This window comes from Enterococcus sp. AZ156, assembly GCF_051714165.1.
Lineage (GTDB): Bacteria > Bacillota > Bacilli > Lactobacillales > Enterococcaceae > Enterococcus_B > Enterococcus_B pernyi.
In genome coordinates this window covers 2,432,713-2,454,239 of record NZ_JBIORI010000001.1, presented here as the reverse complement: position 1 = coordinate 2,454,239, position 21,527 = coordinate 2,432,713, and the positions used below count along the sequence as shown (strand labels likewise).

15 protein-coding genes and 1 pseudogene are annotated in these 21,527 nt (G+C 32.7%); 12 read left to right on the top strand and 4 right to left on the bottom strand.

The features are described 5' to 3' along the window. Nucleotides 1-14 precede the first annotated feature (14 nt). The 3 genes from IGJ95_RS11745 (at nt 15) to IGJ95_RS11735 (ending at nt 3,509) form a co-directional block, all read left to right on the top strand. Nucleotides 15-2,447 carry a hypothetical protein gene (locus IGJ95_RS11745; RefSeq protein WP_438761942.1) on the top strand — a complete coding sequence of 811 codons (2,433 nt, stop codon included), beginning with the start codon at nt 15-17 and terminating at the stop codon, nt 2,445-2,447. A gap of 65 nt (nt 2,448-2,512) precedes the next feature. Then, complete coding sequence (locus IGJ95_RS11740; protein ID WP_438761940.1) at nt 2,513-3,058, top strand: hypothetical protein; 546 nt, start codon at nt 2,513-2,515, stop codon at nt 3,056-3,058. Nucleotides 3,059-3,134: 76 nt separating this feature from the next. Further along, nucleotides 3,135-3,509 (top strand): DUF7006 family protein, encoded by a 375-nt coding sequence (locus IGJ95_RS11735; RefSeq protein ID WP_438761938.1) that lies wholly within the window; start codon nt 3,135-3,137, stop codon nt 3,507-3,509. A 425-nt stretch (nt 3,510-3,934) separates the two neighbouring features. On the opposite strand, the pseudogene IGJ95_RS11730 reads toward IGJ95_RS11735, so the two are convergent. Next, nucleotides 3,935-4,151, bottom strand: a pseudogene (locus tag IGJ95_RS11730) (ISL3 family transposase); the annotation flags it as partial. Nucleotides 4,152-4,506: 355 nt separating this feature from the next. Continuing rightward, on the bottom strand, nt 4,507-5,526 hold the full coding sequence (locus tag IGJ95_RS11725) for a YncE family protein (protein ID WP_062804724.1): 1,020 nt from the start codon (nt 5,524-5,526) through the stop codon (nt 4,507-4,509). Between the two features lie 1,636 nt (nt 5,527-7,162). On the opposite strand from IGJ95_RS11725, the gene IGJ95_RS11720 reads away from it, so the two are divergent. The 9 genes from IGJ95_RS11720 (at nt 7,163) to IGJ95_RS11680 (ending at nt 17,321) form a co-directional block, all read left to right on the top strand. Beyond that, nucleotides 7,163-7,867 carry a hypothetical protein gene (locus IGJ95_RS11720; protein WP_143352718.1) on the top strand — a complete coding sequence of 235 codons (705 nt, stop codon included), beginning with the start codon at nt 7,163-7,165 and terminating at the stop codon, nt 7,865-7,867. Between the two features lie 98 nt (nt 7,868-7,965). Continuing rightward, nucleotides 7,966-8,934: a DUF916 and DUF3324 domain-containing protein gene (locus IGJ95_RS11715; RefSeq protein WP_438761935.1), complete on the top strand. Its 969-nt coding sequence runs from the start codon at nt 7,966-7,968 to the stop codon at nt 8,932-8,934. A gap of 5 nt (nt 8,935-8,939) precedes the next feature. Beyond that, nucleotides 8,940-9,428 (top strand): LPXTG cell wall anchor domain-containing protein, encoded by a 489-nt coding sequence (locus IGJ95_RS11710; RefSeq protein ID WP_143352717.1) that lies wholly within the window; start codon nt 8,940-8,942, stop codon nt 9,426-9,428. After that, nucleotides 9,421-9,627 carry a hypothetical protein gene (locus IGJ95_RS11705; protein ID WP_062804728.1) on the top strand — a complete coding sequence of 69 codons (207 nt, stop codon included), beginning with the start codon at nt 9,421-9,423 and terminating at the stop codon, nt 9,625-9,627. Before IGJ95_RS11710 ends, IGJ95_RS11705 begins: the two co-directional genes overlap by 8 nt. Before the next feature lie 52 nt (nt 9,628-9,679). Further along, nucleotides 9,680-14,068 carry a putative mucin/carbohydrate-binding domain-containing protein gene (locus tag IGJ95_RS11700; RefSeq protein WP_438761933.1) on the top strand — a complete coding sequence of 1,463 codons (4,389 nt, stop codon included), beginning with the start codon at nt 9,680-9,682 and terminating at the stop codon, nt 14,066-14,068. A gap of 631 nt (nt 14,069-14,699) precedes the next feature. Beyond that, nucleotides 14,700-15,512 (top strand): hypothetical protein, encoded by an 813-nt coding sequence (locus IGJ95_RS11695; protein ID WP_438761931.1) that lies wholly within the window; start codon nt 14,700-14,702, stop codon nt 15,510-15,512. 107 nt (nt 15,513-15,619) lie between these two features. Further along, a complete protein-coding gene (locus tag IGJ95_RS11690; RefSeq protein WP_062804731.1) occupies nt 15,620-15,943 on the top strand; it encodes a winged helix-turn-helix transcriptional regulator in 324 nt (107 codons plus the stop codon). A gap of 112 nt (nt 15,944-16,055) precedes the next feature. Beyond that, the gene (locus IGJ95_RS11685; RefSeq protein WP_062804732.1) at nt 16,056-16,559 is read left to right on the top strand and encodes a YbhB/YbcL family Raf kinase inhibitor-like protein; all 504 of its coding nucleotides are present in this window, start codon (nt 16,056-16,058) and stop codon (nt 16,557-16,559) included. A gap of 195 nt (nt 16,560-16,754) precedes the next feature. After that, a complete protein-coding gene (locus tag IGJ95_RS11680; RefSeq protein ID WP_062804733.1) occupies nt 16,755-17,321 on the top strand; it encodes a hypothetical protein in 567 nt (188 codons plus the stop codon). A gap of 2,039 nt (nt 17,322-19,360) precedes the next feature. Here the strand turns inward: IGJ95_RS11680 and IGJ95_RS11675 are convergent. Both IGJ95_RS11675 and IGJ95_RS11670 read right to left on the bottom strand, forming a co-directional pair. Then, nucleotides 19,361-19,981, bottom strand: a complete 621-nt coding sequence (locus IGJ95_RS11675; protein ID WP_062804734.1) for a hypothetical protein — start codon at nt 19,979-19,981, stop codon at nt 19,361-19,363. A 719-nt stretch (nt 19,982-20,700) separates the two neighbouring features. Beyond that, complete coding sequence (locus tag IGJ95_RS11670) at nt 20,701-20,964, bottom strand: hypothetical protein (RefSeq protein WP_062804735.1); 264 nt, start codon at nt 20,962-20,964, stop codon at nt 20,701-20,703. Nucleotides 20,965-21,527: the final 563 nt, after the last annotated feature.

Below are 21,527 nucleotides of genomic sequence, written 5' to 3'. Positions count from 1 at the left end.
GAGGTGAGGAAAAGATGGAAAGGAAAAAGATGGAAAGGAAAAAGAATTATCTCTATCAAGGAATTGCGTGGTTAACCATTCTTTTGCTGACAGCTGGTTCATTTCATATCAAAGAAATCGTCGAAGCTATTACAGCTGATCCATTGATTGAATTCAATGTAGTGTATAACGAAGACCATACGAAAGCAAGGATCGTATTTGACATAGAAAGCATCGATCAACCAATGAATGAAATTGTTAAGATTACAAGTGAACATGATGGAGAAGTTGTTTATGATAGAAATTTTATTAATCAATCCTCGAATTATGATGTAACTGAGAATGGTGATTATCAGTTTAAGATAACATATCGTCCGATCTCTTTGTTAGCGAGTCATAATGCTAGTCTTCCAACTGACTCAGAAACAATAGAGACTACTCAAGTGACCATACAAGTCGAGGGAATCCAACCAATACCCGAGACAGCCAGTACAGAACAACAACTACCTATCGATTCTGAAGAAAATGCTGAAGCTTCTGTTGAAGTAGCAACGACTGAAACAAACGATGTAGCTTCAAGTGCTGACTCCTCAGAAATTATTTCTTCTACTGATATGAGTCAAGAGCAATCAGAAACAAGTAATACAGTAGAAAATACTAAGAAAAATAGTCAAAGGGAAGAAGGCAATAAGGCATCAGTAAATGAAGAGAATGCGATAAGTTATCCGCAAGAGCTATTATTAAGAGGTATATCTGTTTCAGGAAATGAAAACAAAGTAAAGTTTAAAGTTGATCCTGAAACGTATAATATTTCTGCTCAATTGATGGCTACAGGTTATAGTTGGCACAGCTATTTTTCAAGTGTTTATTATAGAATTACAGTTTATAAAAAAGACGCTGTTTTGGGAGATAGCGGTACCGTGTTACTCGAAGTTAAAGGAACTGACAAAGTTCAACAAAATCAAATGACTCAAATGACAACATTTGATTTTGAAGAAGGGGATATGATTCAAATTTGGTGTCAAGAATCTAGATTTAACTTCTTGGGTAATCCTGTAATTGCTAGTGATGGTATCAATACTATCAATTATGCTACTAGTTCTGTGCCAAAAGAAAAATTCCAAAATTCTGTGTATGAGCTCACTAGTGAAGGATTTAAGGAGATTTATAATTCAGCACCTACAGCCACTGGTCAAGAGATTCCTTTGTATTCTCTATATGGCCAAGGAGATTGGTCAGACGGAGACTTGGAAACTGCTCCAATCTATTCTGATATGATTTTTAAAGATGATCGGAATGAACACGGTGTGTATCAACCTAATGGCTATATAATTAAACAAAAAATAGGTTCTATTAATTATAGTATTGCAAATAAACCAGCAGATGATGTGGTTTCAGGTAGCTGGACAACCAAGTATACAGTTACAGATTCATGGGGGAGAAAAACAACTATTAATCGCTTAAGCATAAAGTTGCCTAAAATTGATTCCAAAATAACTATTGAAGAGATGGAGGAAAAAATAGTTGATGGGAAAAAAGTCGAAGGCTTTGTCCATTTTCCCGAGGCAACGGTAAATACAAAGGATCAGACTGTGACTTTGTCTTCTAGTGTGGTGATCAATGCAAATCCTCAATGGGAAGCTTGTTTAGTAATACCCTATGGGGGAACTGAAAGAACCAGAATGATAAAAAGTTCTACTGGAGATTTACAAGAAGTTGATTTTGCAGGTAAATATCGCATACCTGCTGACCATGTTACTTCTGTAACAATAAAAAAAGATCCTGTGACAGTGATAGCAACAGATTATCAAGTAAATTTATCAGAAACTCAAATCGTCTCCTTAGAGGAAACTGCGTTAAAAGAAAAAATCAAAGAACAATTAGCTCAAGAAATTGGAACGACTAATTCGGAACTTTCTGATGCAGAGATAGTTCTTGATACGACTTTAGATAAAGTGAATCCAAAATCAGGAAACTACCAAGCAACTCTCAAGCTTACAAATACCAGTGGGACAATCGAACAAACCTTTAACTTAGAGGTAACCTCAAATCCTTGGAGTTATGATACGCCAGAGCGAACAGAAACGAATGGTGCTTCGGGTTTTGTAGTCATTCCAAAAGGGATTGATTTACAACGAGATACAACCAATACGAGTCAACTTTCAGCAACAGCTGAAGTATATTTCGCAAACTATGGGAATGCTACAGGTGTCAATTACCAAGTTTCTGTGGATGAAACTTTTGAAATGATGAATGTTGTAGATACTTCCAATAAATTTACTGTGACAGCAACGGCAACTAACAATCAAATAGGAGCAAGTAATGGTCAATTAGCTTTAGGTAATTTATCGACAACAAATACCAAAGGAAACGGGCTAAGTGTTACTTTTACTGCTCCAACGGATAAAGTCGACCGAACTAAAGGGCGTTGGCAAGGAAATGTTCAATTTTATATCGAACGTCAATAATTTTGTGATTAACATAGGCAACTATGTTTGAATAAAAAATAATAACTAAAAGGAGATTAAAATCGATGATCAATAAAAAAATGATGAGTACAATGGCAATATTGGGGACGGTGTTGATTGGAGGAACTATTGTGAATGCACAAACTACCAATTCTATTCAAAATGGAAGTACTCCTGTTACCTATGATAATAGAAACATATTACCGGATAATAATGCTCAATATGGAATGGTGATTCCAACAGCAATTTCTTTCTCAGATAATAAGAAAGAAGCAGATGCTTCTGTACAAATTGTAGGAATAAATGGATACGATATAGATACTGACTGGACAGAGTTAGATGTTACAACTAAAGTAAAGTCACAAAATAGTTATAAATTAAAAAATGATAATAATAAAGAAGTTAGTTATAAACTAAAGATGGAAAATAATTCAGCTGAATTTACTGCAAATGATCAAGAACAGGAAATCAGTAAACATTTTGGGAAAGGAGGAGATACTGTTAAAGAAGAGGAAGGAACTGCAACATTAACAGGAAAAGCAACTGAAAAGGGACAGTATACTGATACATTAACGTATACATTTACTGAGAATACAAATACACCAACCTAATAAACTGATAAATACTGAAATGAACTAACTATAGTGCGGATAATTTTACTATAGTTGGTTCATTTACCTACTTAGAATGGAGAGGAAGACAATGAACCATCAAAACTATTTCACCTACTTCCATCAAGAATGTCAAAAGGACTATTTAGCATTGAGATTTCCTTTGATTAAAGCGGAAGTGGAGGAGCTATGCTTAGTGATGCAAGAAGAAATTGATAGTATAAATGGGGATAATTTTTTTGAAAAGCACGCAGAGATTCTGGGAATTGATGCACGCTTGCAAATTATTTTTTCTTTGTTATCAAAAGAAGAAAATGGCATTTTCACTTATTTAAGTGAGGAAGAAATTTTAGAATTGTCCAGAAAAGATTATCCATATTATATACGCGAGTTATGCGGCTTTCGTTCCAACGAATCAACGCCACATTCCTTATTCTTTTACTGTCAGTAGAAAATCTTTTAACTATTGATTAAAAATCAAAGAGACGCTCTTGCATTGTAAAAGAGTGTCTCTTTGGGTTCCTTAAACTTTTTTCAGTTATTGGACGTTGAAAGAAATAGGCTCTTTGTCAATAAGGACTGATAAGTTACGAAAAATTAAATCTGGGTCAGAATGAACCTCATTCTGGCTCAGATTTTTTGTTATCCTTCTTTGATTGATCAAAAAGATTCTAATACTTATGTTCTCAAAAAATTTAAACCCGTAGGATAATAGTTTTATTGTCCTCATGTGGGCATTCTTTGATTCTATTTATCTATTGAAGTAAGGATAGATCATCGCATTGGTGATATGCCTTCTTCATAGGTTAGATGGTTTTTAAGCTTCTGCTGAAAGCCCTTATCTAACCCTTCGGGAAGTTTTGCCAATAGGTTTTATTGTTCAAAGCGGACAATCATCTCCTTCTTCCCATTTTTCACTACACTTACTTTTCCATTTACCACAGTAGAACCACAATTTCTACAGGCATAGGGAGCTAGCGAGAGAACAGCATTGACGATCAACTTTTTTCTTTCTGAAAGGTCTCGTAAGAGATCTTTGTAATCATTAAATCTTTCTCTATTAATCTCAGCATTTTTTAATGGAATCATTCATATAGCATATCGCCCTCTCTGTTGTTTATTTTATGGTGATTTAATCATACTAGAGAACGATATGTTTTTTAATATCTAAAATGAAAATGGAGCTGAAGAATCAATTCTGATTCATCAGTCCTATAAATTATAGCTACCTTTTTTTAGAAAGTTAATTTGTAGGTAAAAGGATATTTTTATCTGTTAAACCGAGTGATTTTTACTAGGATATTTTATGGAGATACCTTTTTTGTGATGAGTTTGTTTTAGTCGACTTTATTCGCTCAATTTGGCTATCTCTTATTTCATAAAAAAGTGTTGATGGAAAATTGAAATGTTTTCCATCAACACTAGATATTCTAGAATCTTCTTTTGTTTTAGGATGTTATTGTATCTAAAATGATACCTTTTTGATAATCAATGATCGAGACAGAAAGATCTTCATTCAATACATATGCTTGATTATCTGTCTGGCTAACGGCAATAGCCTGCCGTGGAGCTTTTAATCCGTTGATAGTTCGAATGACTTTGTTAGTAGTCAAATCAATGACTGATACCTGATTACTACCTTTGTCTCCTGTTAAAATCAGATTTTTATCTAGTAATAAAACACAACCATATGGTTCTTGACCAACTGGGATTTGATGTAAGAGATCCCCTGTAGCAGAATCCACGACATTGATAGAATTATTACTACTTGAAGCACCGTATAAAAGATTATTTTTTTCATCTAATGAGATAGCACGTACTTTAGGAATATTTTTCAATGTATTGACGATTTCTTTGGTTTTCAAGTCTAGTACTTTGACATCATCCGATTGAAAATTTGTGACATAAGCATAACTATCTGTCGAATCAATCAAAATGCCTTGTCGTGGGCCAGAAAAACCAGGAATGATTTCTTGTTTTTTCGTATCGAGATCAAGAATCGTGACGGAATTTTCTGCTTGATTATTGGCGATGATCTTTTTACCATCTTTAGTTAAAGCAAAGCCAAAAACTCCTTTTTTCATTTGATAATTTGCAATACGCTCAAACGTCATAGCATCAAATTCTTGGATACTTCCTAAGGAACTATCGGAAACAAAAAAAGAACTACTGTCTTTCGAAAAAGCAATGTTTCTAGGAGAAAGGAATCCATCTAATGATTTGATTTTTTTCTTGGTCTTTAAATCATAGATGATGATTTCTTGACTATCACTCTTACCGACAATCATAATATCTTCTTTAGGTCCGACAGCTAGTGTATTATTTTTAATTTCTGGATCAAAGAAATCAGTAGAAGTAGTTTTTTGCTCTTGATTCTCAGGGGAACCAGGATAAAAATAATATAAGATACCTAAGATACCCATGATAAATAATAGAACTGCCAGAAGATAAGCTAATTTTTTTGACATTTTTATTTCATCCTTTCGTTGTAAATAGTTTCATCTATCTATTATTTCTTATTAAAAGCTAAGTATGATTCTTCCCGTTATTGAAACTTTAATTATAAATAAAAAATTTTTTTCATAATAGCTAAAAGAAGATTCATTTTCTTTTAGCTATTATGAAATTTGAAGAATTAGGTTGGTACAAAAGTAAATTATTGAAATTTTAGCTAGGGGACCTGCTAAAATGGTAGACAAGGAAGATACATTTTTTGTTTATACCCTTCTTATTTGTTTCCTTTTTTAACATAAATATTCGTGTCAAAAGAATTAATAAAAAAATTATTAATTAAATAAAAGTATTCTCCATTGAAGTAATAATGAAAAAAGCCACCTTTCTTTACGATTTTTATCAATCATTTACTATAGAAAGATCTCTAAATTCCAAGATGTTAAGGATATACCTGGGAAATGAATTCTTTCTATTTAAATAACGGATTACAGGAAATATAAAAGTATAAATAAACAGGATAGTTATATCATAAAGTAAAAAAAAAAACTGATAGATATAACAATCAAAAATTCTTTTTTTTTTTTTTTTTTGATAGAGGTTTCTAAATAGTAAAAAAACTAGTTTTAAATTGCTTAGTAAGATATTCAAGATAATCTGCTTCATTTTTACATATCAAATAAAAAAAACGTTTGCTTTATGTTAATTAGTATTTGTTAATTAAACGCAGTGGATGAGAAAAAATGAACATTATAATAAATGGATAAGCTTATATCCCCTTATCTAAAACAATATTATTTAGTTGAAAGTATCCTATTTTTGCTTATGTATAATGCATATATTAAAATTGATTAATTAAAAAATAGTGAATCCTGGCTTGATGAACTGTTAGTCATCCATGAATTAATGAATTCTCTAAATTTATTTTTAATTCTATGTTAGAAAGAGTAATTTCTCTTTTAGAATAAGTATTTATTTGAGTGTTGATAAACTTAAAACAAAAGGCTCTTGTATTTTAGAGAAGACAATATTTAGAAGATAGTTTATAGTATTCTAGCTTTGTGATGTGGGCTCGTTTTTTAGAATATAGGGCATTTTATTAATTGTATACTGAAAATTGTTTAACTATCATAGCCAGTTTGTTATAATTCTTCGGACGAAGTTATGATCTGCTTCTTACTCTATTTCTTAGTTGTTGGACTTCTTTTTTCAACTAGAGTATCTGAGTTAATTATATTAATTGATGCAAAATTGGAAATGAAATGATATAAGTAGTATGAAAGATTTTATTTTCAAGTAGAAGTTGTACCTAAATTATAAAAATAAGGCGTTATCTACAAAATTGATCAACAAATTTTGTGGATAACGCCTTATTTCTCAAGGCTAAAGATTTCTGTCCAAACCTCATTATTTTCAGAGTTTTCACTTCTGAATTCTTTCTTTGTTAATTGATGCAACTTTCATTTTGAAAAAATTATTAGTATGGAAAGTAGGAAAAGTAGATAGTTATATAAAAAGATTGCATCAATTATCTAAAGTCTATCACTCTAAAAAAAAGTAAAAGATAAAAACCGTTTTTTTTTAGAAAAAAAAAAAAAAGATAATATTGAGTTTGCTATCATGTAATAAATGGATAAAAGAAAGGAGCAAAAAATGAATAGGAGTCTGTACTTGTTAGGGCTATTGATCTTAATAGTACTAAATGGAGTTTCCATCAATGCAGAAGAAAACAAAGAAGAAACATCATTAAATGTGCATATTACTACGTCTGAAAATGGAGGAGACACACCTGCTCCGCCTTCTGCTTCATCTAATGTTGCTAGTTCAGATCCAGATAATCCAGGAAATAGAAACAATCAGTTACAATCGGCCTTTGGGTTAGCTTACCAACCGGATGTCTTTAATTTTGGTCAAGTCACTTTAAAAGAAAAAGGTGAACAAGAGGTTTTTGCTAAATTACCAAAAAATGGGGATGGTAAGTTTCATGTTGGTGTGAAAGCTAAAAATCGAGATACAGCTGGATGGGCGTTAAAGGTTGGACTAAAAGGTTCTTTAACTGCGCAAGCAGGTGTCACAATTGAAATAGGCAATGGGACGGGTGAGGTTAAAGTAAACCAAGGAGATACAATGACAGCACAATTATTTGCTGCTCCTTTAGATGTAGTCTCAGCTTCTAAAAACATTTCAGTGGGCCAAACAGAAGCACTTGTCATGGAAGGAAAAGCGGGAGAAGTTCATAATGATGTCTATGACTACGAACTTGGTGAAGTCAAATTAAAGATTGCTGATGTGCGTCATATTCAAATGGGAGATTATTCCTATTCGTCGTTACAATGGAATTTAGAGAAAGCGCCTTAGGTCACATAAATTAATAAGTTTTACTAAGTAAAACAGAAAATGATGAAAGGAAAAATGAAGTGAACAAGATTTGGAAATTCGTAAGCTTGATCTGCTTATTGTTTTCTTTAGGAACTCAGTCAGTAGCTGCTGGTGATTTAGGAGGATACACCATTGAAGGTATACCTAATCCTAATCAGCTTGATCCTACTCTCGGTTACTTTTATTTGCATGAAGAGATAGGTGCAAGTGATACAGTCAAGGTAAAATTGATCAATACTTCTTCTGAAGAAAAAACACTATTTGTAAAACTGACCAATGCGGCTACGAATAGTAATGGTTTACTTGATTATACTGGGGGATTGCCAGAACATACTTCATTGAAGTACTCTTTAACTTCTCTCGCAGAAGTTAGTCAAAAAGAAGTAACTGTACCACCATCAAGCGAAATCGAAACAGAAATCAAACTAACAATGCCTGAAGAGAAACTATCTGGTGTGATTATTGGTGGCATTGTAGTTTCTGAGAAATCAACAGAAAATCAAACAGCTGAACAGATTTCCTTAGAAAATAGATATAGTTATACTTTAGGATTAGTTCTTACAAATGAAAAAAAAGTAGATATAAATAAGCATATTTCCGTCGAATTAGAGAGTATTCAAGCAAAACTAGTAGATGGGAAAAAAATTGTTGAAGCAAATTTTTTAAATCCACATCCATACATCTTTGCAGATGCTCAAGTCCAAGGAACGGTCATCAATAAAAAAAATCAAAAAGTTATAAAGCAGGTTACAAATGAATTTGTGAATATTGCTCCATATTCAGTCTATCCTTTTCAGCTAGATTGGCAAAAAGCGAACTTAAAGCCAGGGGTATATATATTCAAGGGGGAAGTATCCGCAAATGGAAAAAACTGGACATTGGAAAAGGAATTCACAATCAGTAAAAAGCAGGCAGATACATTAAACAAAAAATCTGTTTATAAAGTGACAATTCCAGAGTGGTTGCACATTGCTTCTTATGGAACAATTGGTATGAGTATACTAGGAACTGTTTATTTGATTTTGAGAAAAAAAAAAGTGAGGTAGAAAAGATGAAAATAATTATTCGGTGCATTTTACTAGGTAGTTTCCTGTTGCCAATGTTCGCAGTCCAAGCTGACGCAAGTCAAAAAGCAGAGACTGAAGTCGAAGTGACCTTTGTTCGTCCCATTAAACCTAATCCAGAACAACTACCTGGAGGAGGACATGTGGAAGAGAGTAATGGAACTACAGGGACTGAAGAAGTAGATGTGTCATCGAATGAACAAACTGCAAGTTCTTTGAATACGTCTAATACTTCAGCAACTATGTTTTTTGACCAAAATAGAGAAGAAATTGTTTTGACAGATAAGACACAAAATATCAATAATTCCTCTTCAATAACGGAAAACTATCAGCCTAGTCTCGTATCGCAAGCATCAAATTTTCCTGAGACAGGTACAAAAATCAATGAGTTATCAAGATGGATAGGAGGTATTTTACTAATAGTTAGTGCTTTATTATGGAAAAAGCAAAGAAGGAAGGAGCATAAAAATGTATGAACAACCAATTTTATTCTTAGGAATAGGAGGCTGTTTACTAATTGGAAATATTTTTCTATTACTTAGTGACTACAAAAATAACTTGATAGTGAATGAAAGTAAGAGAAATCTTTCCATCAATGCGTTGGTCCTTATTTTAGTGATAGCGACGGTTGTTCTTGGAATTATCTATCTTTTTATGATCAATCAGCAATTATAATTGATGTGTAGGACTCTGGAGAAAATAATCTGAAAAGATAAAGAGGGGAAAAATGAACAAAAAGTATAAATCAATTGCATTATTCGCTACGGCTAATTTGTTTATCTCACCTATGGTTACCATATATGCACAAGAGAGTTTAAATAGCCCTAAGGTGTCGATGATCAAGGAAGAAGCGCTTCAAGAAAAAACAGATATAAACAGTGTGTCAATCGAGAATGGCTCAAATGGAGAAAATACTCAAATGACAGGAATGTCAAGTTCTGAAGAACTAGAAGTAAGTGATGATTTGCCTGAAAATATACATGTAAAAACCATTGATCAAGAAGATACAAGTGATACGAACGAGGAATTTGTGACTGATATCGCTGAGCAGGAGGAGATAGTTAATAATGAAGGTAGAAACACTGGAATAGTAGAAGTCAGTGAAAAAGCAACAGCAACCCTTACCTTTGATTTCTTAGGTATAGGTAATCGAAATTTTGGTACACTACAATTCACCAAAGAAGGAAAGTTATTGCTGACGTTAAAAGGTGGACAAGCTCATTCTGGATTTGGAACAAGCACATATGTATCTCTGAAAGTAACGAGTCAAGGGACTGAAACCTATACGAAAGTCATTAAAGGGGATGAATGGTTATCGAATCAAACAGAAGAAATTTCTTTTAAAGAAGGCGATCAACTAACTATTTATCATGCTGAGCCAAAAAATCGCTTTGTAGTGTCAGATACAAATTTTAAATCAAAAGATGTAGACATTAAAACTTTTAATTATCACTTAGCAGCCAATTATACCTTAAAGAATATTACGGATAGTGTGTATTTAAATGAACAAGTAGATGCTCTTTTTGAGAACGAAGAACAAGTAGAATTATCAGAATCAGCCAATCAAGTTAAAATCAATGAACTGAAACAGAAATTAACGAATGATGACTATGAAATAGAGGAACAAGAAAAACAAGGATTGCTACAATTATTAGAAAAAGCTCAACAATTAATCAATCAATTAGGAGAAGTGATTCAAAATAATCAGATTCTAACTCAAGAAATATTCACATTACCACAGCCTACTCATCTTTTAAATGAAGGGCGTAGAATGGCTGCAAATCATGATCGCCAAGACTTAGGGATTGTCTTAGAGGGGCAGACACAGATCCAAGTAAGACAGGCCAATGATCAGTATTCAAATAATGTGACATTACGTTTGTTGGGAAATGATTCAAAATTGGAAATGTCGAAGACAATCTCGAAAGAGTGGACAACAATCGATGTAGCTACTTCATTAGTGCCCTACATTGAAACACCTTATACCAACACGCAAACGAATGAACAACCAAAAATTGAATTAAAAATTGTTCAAGGGGTAGCTAAAAAAATCCCAACTTATGATAACCAAACACAGATTGCTGATTTCTTAGCAAACTGGTCGCAAAGCAGAGCAAGTTTTGCAGTCGTTAAGGGACGGAAATTCCAAATGTTGATCCCGGTAAATGATTTCAACACTGTAAAAAGTATTGATCTTTCTAATTTAGTTCATGAATATGATGATCAAGTTTTTCAATTAATTGATGAGCTAACAGGGCTGGCTACCAATAGTTTAGATCCGATTCATGAAGAAGAAAAACAACGCTATTTCATCAAAGCTGATGCTAACGGTGCAGGTGCTGCTTACTATGGAGGAAACTGGACAGCGCAAAATTCAACGAGTATGTCTTCGTATCTCTCCATCAATTGGCTGTCAATCCATGAAATTGCTCATGGCTATGAAGTGCCAAGTAAAGAAATGGCCGTAGTAGATGTGTTAAATAATGTTTATGGCACGTATTATCAACAAAAGTATTTAACGAATTTCATTAAAGACAGTTGGCTTTTTAGAAATAATAAACAAGGGTTAATAAACAATGTAAAAACAAGTCTATTAGAAAATCGTGTCGCTTATAATGAGCAAGGTTACCAAGAAAAACTACTTTTATTTATGATTTTAGTAGAACGATTTGGTCAAGAAGGCTTTGCTGCATTTAACAAGTATCATCGTAAATTAGCAAATGAAGGTAAAACAGTCAATGACCTTGTCCAGCTGTTTATTGAATTTGGGTATCAGTATCAAAAATATAATTTGGTGCCATATTTCGAATTGTTAGGATTAACTGTCAATGATCAAACAGCAAACCATTTTTTGAAAAATGACAGTCAGCCTGTTGCGATGGTAACACAAGTAGTTCCAGATAGACAAATCGAACAAGCGCTACAAATGTTAGGTTTAACTAATGATCTTGACTCACAACTGACACTGGTAACGAACCAAGAACTACAAAAATTGAATTTGACCAGTCAAATTACCGTTAATATTAAAAATAGTGAACTACTTCAAAATGCTACTTTACGTTTAAAAAATGGGCAAGAAGTTGTTAAAGAAGTAACGGTCCAAGGAAATCAAGTCACTCTTGAAAACATGCCGAATGGCGTGTACACGATTGAAGCAAGTGAAGGGCAGATTATTTTTGATCAACAGTATCTCTATGTAAAAGAAGACGGGATAGTTGAAATCACCGCAATTGATAACTATATTTTAAATAGAGTACAAGAACTTTATGAAACAAAAAAATATACGACATTATCACCTGATTTGATGCAAGAGCAAATTGATCAGGCCAACGTATTAGTAGCTGAATTAGCTGATGGCCCACGAAAAGAAGTGAATATGGAATTAATTGAAAAAGCTCAAAATATGTTCAAACAATGGCTAGCAAAAGGTTTAGCCGATGCTACATTTGGACATATCCGCTACTTTGAAGATGGAACCAACCGTTTCGTCTTTACGACAAAGAGTAGTCAGCCCCATTCTTATTATGGAGAGTCTGTTTATTTTTCTCTTAAAATTAAAGAAGATGATGGAACAGTACTATACGACCGTAAAATTAAAGGGACTGAAAATCTGACGAATGAGAGCATACAATGGACCTTAAAACCGGGTACAGTGATCACAATGACTCATGCTGAATCAAGTCGTTTGCATTTAAATGATGATCAGTTAAAACCGGTAGTAGGGCAAGTAACGATCAATTATAAAATTGACGAGTCCGGAAAAATTTCTAAAGTTCAGCAGGATTGGGATTATACTGAAACTGATAATTATGTTATTTTAACAAAGTATATTGGCTCGTCTAAAGATGTTGAGGTTCCGAAAATGATGAATGGATTACCTGTACAATTAAAAGCAATTAATCACAGTGTTTTGCCAAAAGATATTAGGAGCTTTTCGATTAGCCAAAAAGGCACTGGCAACGTCGCTTTACAGAATAAAACGCTAAAAAGCTCCTTTGAAAACTTCCCCAATTTAACCAATGTTGATCTTAGAGGATTAGATACAGAAGGAATCAGAGATTTTTCACGAATGTTCTCGAATTGTAAAAAACTGGTAAATGTTGATTTAACTGGTATTGATACGAATGCAGCAACGAATATGAATCGAATGTTTAATGAATGTGATAGTTTACAAAAGATTGATTTGTCAAGTTTTGATCTAACGAATGTGACGGACAAAGGATTTATGTTTTTTGTTTATCAACAGAAGCCATTAGTATTGGTTACAAAAGATTCACAATTATTACACTATAATTTTACAACCGATCATCGAGTACCACATATGTCACCTAAATTGGAAGCAAATGGTGGTGTTTTTATTGACGGTACAACGAGCACAACTACTGTAAAACAGTATTTTAATTCCTGTGCGGTGACGTTAGAACAGATTCAGTTAGCAACCTTCGAAGCGTTTAAAGAAGCAAATGTTCCTATACGTAGTGGGTATGAATTTAATGGATGGAAAGCCAAGCAAAACAAAAGTGAAGGAACTGTATTCGATTTATTAGATACTGTCTATACTGCTAGCTGGAAAAAAGACTCAATCTTTTCTGCTAGTGATAATCACAAGGTAGAGTATATTTATGACTCGTTTGGTATCGCTTATTTTCCAAGGAACTTTAAAACTGATGCTACAATTCTAAAGAAAGAAGGCGAACAAAGTATCCCAATCAAGAAAAAAGAATCTTTTAATGTGGGCGTGCTTGACCAACGAACAACTAATAGTCCATGGACATTGACAGCGAAACTCAAGTGGCTTAGCCAACCGATTGTCGGAGCCTTTATCCAGACAACGAACGATACGGGAGAAATTACCAAAAATACCAATGATGGGTCAAAAGAATTTGATGCCATGACTGATCTCAAAGAGTTATCAGGAAATCAAACGGTGACTGGGATGTCCCAGGTTAAGATTGAGACCGTTCCTTCGGTGGTGATGTATGGAGAAGGTTCAATGATGGATGGCGTCTACGATTACAATTTAGAAGACGTCACTTTAGAGATTCCTGCTGTTGAAAAAGTCGCTAAAGGAGAGTATCAAGCAACGATTGAATGGAACTTAACATCTGCACCATAAGAAATAATCACGTATTCGTGGATTTGTTATAGTAGAAAAATTAAATAAAGTACAAGCCTAGAGGTATAGAGCTGGAAAACTTGAAAAAGACAAAGATATTTTCAAGTTTTTCAGTTTTTTTGATGTGAAAGACTAGAAATCAACTTTTTTAGTTCTCTCGTTTGTAGATTAGGTTGCATAGCTTTGATAAGCGGAGAAAAATATTTTTTCAATGAATGCTTGTTAGTCGATGATTGATTTGCGACACCTAGCTTCCGATTAAGTAAAAAAAAAAACTAAATTGCTAAAAAATACTATTTTTCGTTTTTTTTGTTCTCTTTCTACAAGAATGAAAAAAAGAGATTAGACAGTCAGTTACTCCTTCTCTATAATCTCATCTTGTTAACAAAATTTAGCTTTACCAAGAAAGGTGAATAGAATGGATCCAATCATTAAAAATCAACTAGTTAGTTTCTACACGAATGCAGTAGAACTCAATTTACTAAGAAAATCGAATTATCGAAAGCTGATTTTTCTTTTAGCTACTTTTGAACAGGGAAAATCAGCTTCAATCAAACAGTTACCTTTGCAGATTGAAGAAAAAGACATCCAAAAATCTTTACGATTTGCGGATCAATGTATGGACGAAGTAGTGAAGGCCATCAATCAAAAGGCTCATAAGGGAACCAATAAAAATAAGCTGAGAAAATTGGTAAATGAGGCAACCAATCAAGTAACAGAGCGAGTAATCGATCAAAACAAAGCCGGATTGAATAAAATTATGATGTCTTATGACGTCCATCGATTGCATGCTAATTTTGCGAAAGCAAAACTTTCTCCTGGCGAAATACAAAATCAAAGTAAAGCACAAATACAGGAACTTCTTCAAATGTTATCACAACAATTAGAAGAAAATATTCATTACAAGCTATCTTTACGAGGTCTCTCCCTTAACCTGCCGCTGTCAGAAAAAATAGTTCGTACGCCAGTATCACTGAAATATACGCACTGTGATCTTTTGATGTATAAAAAAAGAACTTATCAAAATAAACGGTTGACTTTAACAGAAAAAATCGAACAATCCACTTATATTAAATCGTTTCATCCGCCAAAAAATAATCAAAAAAAATCATTAAATCAGCTAATTTTTAAAGAAAAAAAAGATCCGGAGGGTCATTTAAGGAAAAAAATATTAAAAGAAATCAAACAATTGGAACAGAAGGAAAAAAAATTACAAGAAAAACTACTTCATTTAAATTTCAAATCAGGGGAAGTTTCTGCGAATAAGAAATCAAAAATCAAAGAAATGCAAAAAGAAATCGAATTATTTAAGCAGGAGCATTCAAAAAAACAACCATTGAGCCAAAAAATGCGTCAAGCAAATTACACCATTAAAGAGGGATATCGAGGGCCAATAAAGGTACCATCAAATTCTTTATTACGGAAATCTCAAGTAGTAAGGTAAGCAACTCGAGACGTATAGATTATTTGGAATATTTGTTGGCATGTGATTCATTCAAGTTACATAGAAGCCATGCAACAAAAAATTTTATATATGAAAGAGGTAATGGGATGAAACGAAGAAAAAAATATACTTGCCCTTTAGAGCTAGTTCACGATATGATTCGTGGAAAATGGAAACCCATTATCTTATGGCGTCTACGACTAGGGAAAACAACACTAGCGCAATTACAACGCGATATCGAAGGTATTTCACAAAAAATGTTATTGGAACATCTAAAAGAATTACAGATGGATGGATTTGTTGATAAAGAAGTAGCGTCAGGCTATCCTTTGAAAACGGATTATTTTTTAACCGAACACTATGGCAAAAAAATCCTCCAAGCATTGACAATCATGCAAGAGATTGGTACAGAAATTGAAAGAAAACAATAGAATGGCTTTCGAGTCTGCGTATGAAGGTTACTTACAAATTTGTGGGTAATTTACGTAGTAAAACTGCTCTATTATACTATAAGTACCATAATTAGCGAAAGGATGTTGTTAAATGTATGTGATTAGTCAAGGAATTGTCAATGGTATCATTGACGATAAATATGGAAAATATGGGACGTATTTTAATGAAAATGGGATCCCAAGTTATTCCCTTCCTTTTGAGATTTTTGATGTGCCAAAAGGAACAAAAAGTTTTGCTCTTTTTTTAGAAGACAAGGATGCCTGCCCAATTAGTGGAGGATTTTCTTGGGTTCATTGGGTAGCTGCCAATATTACACGAACGAAGATAGCAGAAAATGAAAGTCAAACAGCTAATGATTTTGTCCAAGGACTAAATAGTTGGATTAGTATTCAAGGCGGACAGCAAGACAAAAAATTATCTGCTTGTTATGGTGGAATGGCACCACCCAATGAACCCCACACTTATGAATTGCATGTCTATGCGTTAGACACATTATTAGAATTAGAAGATGGTTTTATGTTTCATGAACTATTTAAAAAAATGGAAGGCTATGTCTTAGATACGTATACGCTAAAAGGTAGATATCGAAACTAAGAATTGCAAACGTTAGATAATAGAAGAGTCAAGTAAAAAAGTAAACGAATATTCTTGTTGTTTTGCTTTTTCACTTGGCTATTCCTTACCAAAATATTCTATAGTCAGTAAAAAATGAAGAAATTTCCTTTTTATTAGGTCTTTCTATATATAATAAATCTAAATTAGAAATACTAAAGATAGGAGTATTTATATATGGGGAAATTTAGTAAATTCGTTGAAGTCTTGGATCCAAGAAAAAAAAAAGAAAAAGTAGGTCATCCGCAAAGAAAAGAAACAACGGTTAGTTATAGAAGAGAAGATAGATCTAAAGGAATGTCTAGACGACAAAAAGAAGAAACGTGCAAAATGTTATTAGCAGCAGCTAAAAAAAGCCAGGAAAATAGAAGGAGCCATTCTCCAAAACAACTGGGAGAAAGAATTCAGACTGTAACTGTACAACTTGAAGAAGTTGAGGTAGCCTATGCAGAACTTGATTTGGATGCACTAGGCAAAGGCACCAAACCACAAAATAAAGTACCAGAAACGATTTATGCAGAAATTAAAGATTCATCGAGAGAGAAAAAACATAAACCGATTTATGAAAATCTAAAAGGGCTAACTCAGCCATCACCAGACTCTCTTTATGAACGATTATCTCCATGGAAATCATCTGGAGAAACACAAATAAAAATTTCATTGGAAGAGATTCAGACAAAAAATAATCTAGGTGCTCGTACAAAACGATATAATCTACCACTAGGAATAGCGCACGAGCGATAATACGTACAAAATGAAATAGTGGCACCAATTGGTTTTAAAAATTTTTTTGAATAGGAGGAGTCTAGCGTTCTTTATTGAACGCTAGACTCCTTTTTTCTGTTTTACTCTGGGATGCAACATTTTTTTTTAGTATTTGGTGTAAAAAATGGGGGATTTTTGTTTATAGGTTGTGCAAATAGCTTCTTTCTAAAGCTCTCGAGATGCAGTGGATCGAGGAGCTTTTCAGTTGCATGATAGTGCTTAGAATGTAATTTTGATAGAAATAAATCAGTTTGTTAATAATAACGATTGGCTAGGCATGATTGGACCTTCTTTTTAAAGGAGCTATAAATATGTTCGATTGAGGGTTCAAAAGCAACGGAGTCAAATCCTAATTTTTACAAACGACTCAATAAGATTGCACTTAATGTACCATAAATGGTTTTCGTTGAGCGCGAACAGATGGTAGTTTTGCTTGCATTAGGTATGTGGCTTGGAGGCCTGCTAGTGAAGGTTAAATATTGAGTTTAGTAATGGTACTCTCCTTTTTTTCCTAAAACGATTTTCAATATGCTGTCCAACTACTTAGCGAAGCAATTACCTAAAAATACTTGCGGAAGTACTGACAGGATAATCATAGTACTCGTCTATTGCTAACGTTCTTAATTTAGCAAAAAAATTTTTCTGTAGCCTATGTTTCTTTTTAGCAAGAGAATAATCCCAATTTTTTTTAAGAGCAAAGCTTCACTAAATTTTTGTCTATCTTAATGAGTCCAAGTGTTAATAATTTGGATTAATTTTGTCTTATTTCTATAGGAACTGAGTAACAATGATTAACAATTGTTTTTTGTCGAAAATGAGCGTCTGGAGCCATTGTTTCAGGTAATGGTTATTTTTTCGTAGGAATAGCTAAATGGGCGATATCGATTATTTCTAGATGTATAAAACTCTCCGTCCTGCGTAAGATACAACCGACTTCATGAACAAGCCAGTTATCAAAATAATCATAGAGACAGTCAAAGACAACACTAAAAAAATTTTTTTTTATTAGGCACTAATTCATAAATTGCTATTTCCAATAAATTTGGTTCGATAGAGGCGTACAAACTATTTTACTAGGAACATTTTAACATGGAAACATCAGAAGAGTGGTACTTGGCCACATTTAGTATAAGGTAATCTTGATAGAACAAAAACAATTCAATGTTTGATTTGTAAAAATGATACTCGCTTAATGGGATATTGTTTTCCATTAGATTTAGTAATTGCAATAATAATTTGATCAATGAAATTCCATATTGCTCAGAGTTGAAGAATTCGGTTCGTTTAGTGATAGCTAGTGATATTCATTCGTTATAATTGGTTGTTTTATTCATTTGATCAGATGAGGCTCAGAAACTACTATTAGGTGAAATGAATTAGCAAGAAGGAATGATTTTCCTGAACTCAGTTCTTCCTTTAGTTCAATCATGCGAAAATTTTTTATATAAAAGTGACAATTAGTCAAAAAAAATTTTTTATAGTCATTTTTTCTTAACTAATTATTTAAACAGTATAATGTAAAATTCAATTTTTAAGTGAAATAACAGTATGGAGTAAGAAAGACTTTGTTAGTGAAACAGTCTGAGTTGTGAAAAAAACGAGCAACAAGTAAGTAGTGTGTTTGTGAAAAGTAGTGATGCATGAGCCAATTATCAAATAATATGAGAGTATTGTTTTGGATAGCATAAAAAAGTTCACGATCTTTTTGAAAAAAGCAGTGAACTCTTTAAATAATTCAGAATAAAACTAATAGAAAGATCTAGAAAACAACAAAGAAATGTACGATAGAGATCAATATAAGATTGTTTAACGTTCTTTCGAACACTTTTTAAGTCTATCTTTAAATTTTTTTGTTGGGCTCGTTCTTCTTTTTTGATGTTTTTTTCATTGTAGCTAAGTTTTCAGGTAAGTTAGTTTGTTCTTGCAGTAATCTGGATCGGATAGATAATAAATTTTTTATTTATTTGAAGCAAATCCGAGGGAACCATCGTAGTGCTAATTTTACAAAGTTCTAAATCTTAATTTTTATAAAATTGATTGGATAATAAAAGTTGCAATTTTTTTTTAAATAGTTGATTGTAGCGACAGCTTTTTAAAAAAGTGTACGTACGGTATATATCTGTTATCATAGGCTGAACGGCTGCTGGATCAAATTTTAGTATCAGTAAGCGCTCCATTAAAATAGAGGTCAAAGTCAAGTAAATATCTTTGGTGTAACGTACATTTGGAAGCTTAGCTGTATGCAGGTATTTTGCCTGAATACCTTCAAATGATAAGAAATACTTTATTTTTGAGATTTCGCTAAATCTAGCTTCTCCTAAAGCTGTTTTTAATGCAAAATCTAATTCTTTAACCAAACAATTACCAATTAATTCTTGTGAGGTACTGGCGAGTTCCCCATAATGTTCATTCACAGAAAGAAAACTGAACTTAGAAAAAAATACTTCAATCAAGTTAGGTTGCTTCTGATCTGTATGATTCAGGGCTTCTTTTTTAGCAAGTACTTCGTTTTTTTGAGTTAAAAAGTTAATAATACCCATACAAAGAATAAGTGCTAATTGTTGTACTTTTGTTGATGGAATAATATAAAAATAATTAATGACATCTCTTGTATTTCGGTTGTTTGGATTCGGATCCATCGTTTATTGTTTCTTATTTTTTCTATGGGAATGGAATACATGCGATTTATCAAAAATTTCTAGTAAAAGGTGTTGGTTTTTCTTTTGAATTCGGCAACTAATCTCATGAACTTCCAATGCTTCATTGGGAGCCGTGGAGTAAGCGATGGTAAGAGTTAAAACAAAAAAACTTCTGGTTTATTAGCAATTAAGTGTTGCATTTCAAATCCTAATAATGCTGGGACAATTGGAGCATATAAGCTATTATCCAAAGAATTTTTTAGGATTCAACAGACTTAGAAGTGAAATCTTGTTTCTGTAGGTTAAATACTCTTTGTATAAAGAAATGAGTTCGATATTCGGTTTATAAGGCACGAAATGGGGTGTCGAAATCTGATTTTCCATTAAATTCAGTAATTGTAAAAGAATATGAATAGATAAAATATCATATTTTTCCGAATTTAAAAGTTCAGTATGTTGAGATTTCGTCTATGCTTTTAAGTGAGAATAATACTCTTCTTGATTCATTTCACTATTCTTCCTTTCAAATCATTGTTATGAATAATATTTTTTTATTTAATAACTCTAATGAGCCTTTACTAGTAAAATAATAAAAAAACAGAGAAACGAGAAACCAATATAAATATACCCCAACTAGGGGAAACGATCGTTATGAGCGAAGTATTTCCTCTAATTGGAGTATTGTTTATTGTTATCTGATTTCATCAGGCCAAGATTTTTTAACCAATAGCAAAAATTAAGAAAATAAAGTAAAGAATCGGTGATAGATTCAATAAACCAGCAACAACACAAGTCAAACGTAAATAACTATTTGACAATTTTAAGAAACCAAAAATTGCAATAACTGTACCAATAGCACCTAAAACAAATATTGGGATGACACTTGTTAATCTCAGGGCAAGGCTTGCATCATCAATAAATAATAAGAGATTGACTAAAAGACCAAACACCATACTAATTATCCCTGAATACTTCACTATCATTACTCACTCCTTACATTATTTATGAAACTAGTATAAGAGATTTTTTGATCAAGCCAGAGAAATAACCATTTTTTTATCATTATAAAAAAATAATTGGAAAAATTAAAATAACAATGAATAAATGATAAAAACAGATACTGGTTGACATAGAATTTATAAATAGTATTCTGTAAAGATGAATTTTTTTATTAAAATAATTTTGTAGGAATATTTATAATAGTTTCAGTGTTCTATAAAGCTTGGATTTATAGAGATACAATTTATTGACAGTCGTAGGTTCGATCCCTATAGCTGGCACACTAGATAAACACCGTTATATCAAGGCTTATACCGAGATAATGACGTTATTTTTTTGCTTTTTTGGATTTGTGGCAGAGATAAGTTAAATGAATTTAATCAGATAATTTTCAATTGGTGTTTGATTTCAAAGAATAATTTTCATAGTTTATGGATCACTGATTCACTCCGTAATGAATCAGCTCTAGATACGCTTGCAATAGAGAAAGCAAGATGATTTATGCCTTTTGCCGTTCTAGTAAATTGATTATGCTTACGCTGATATT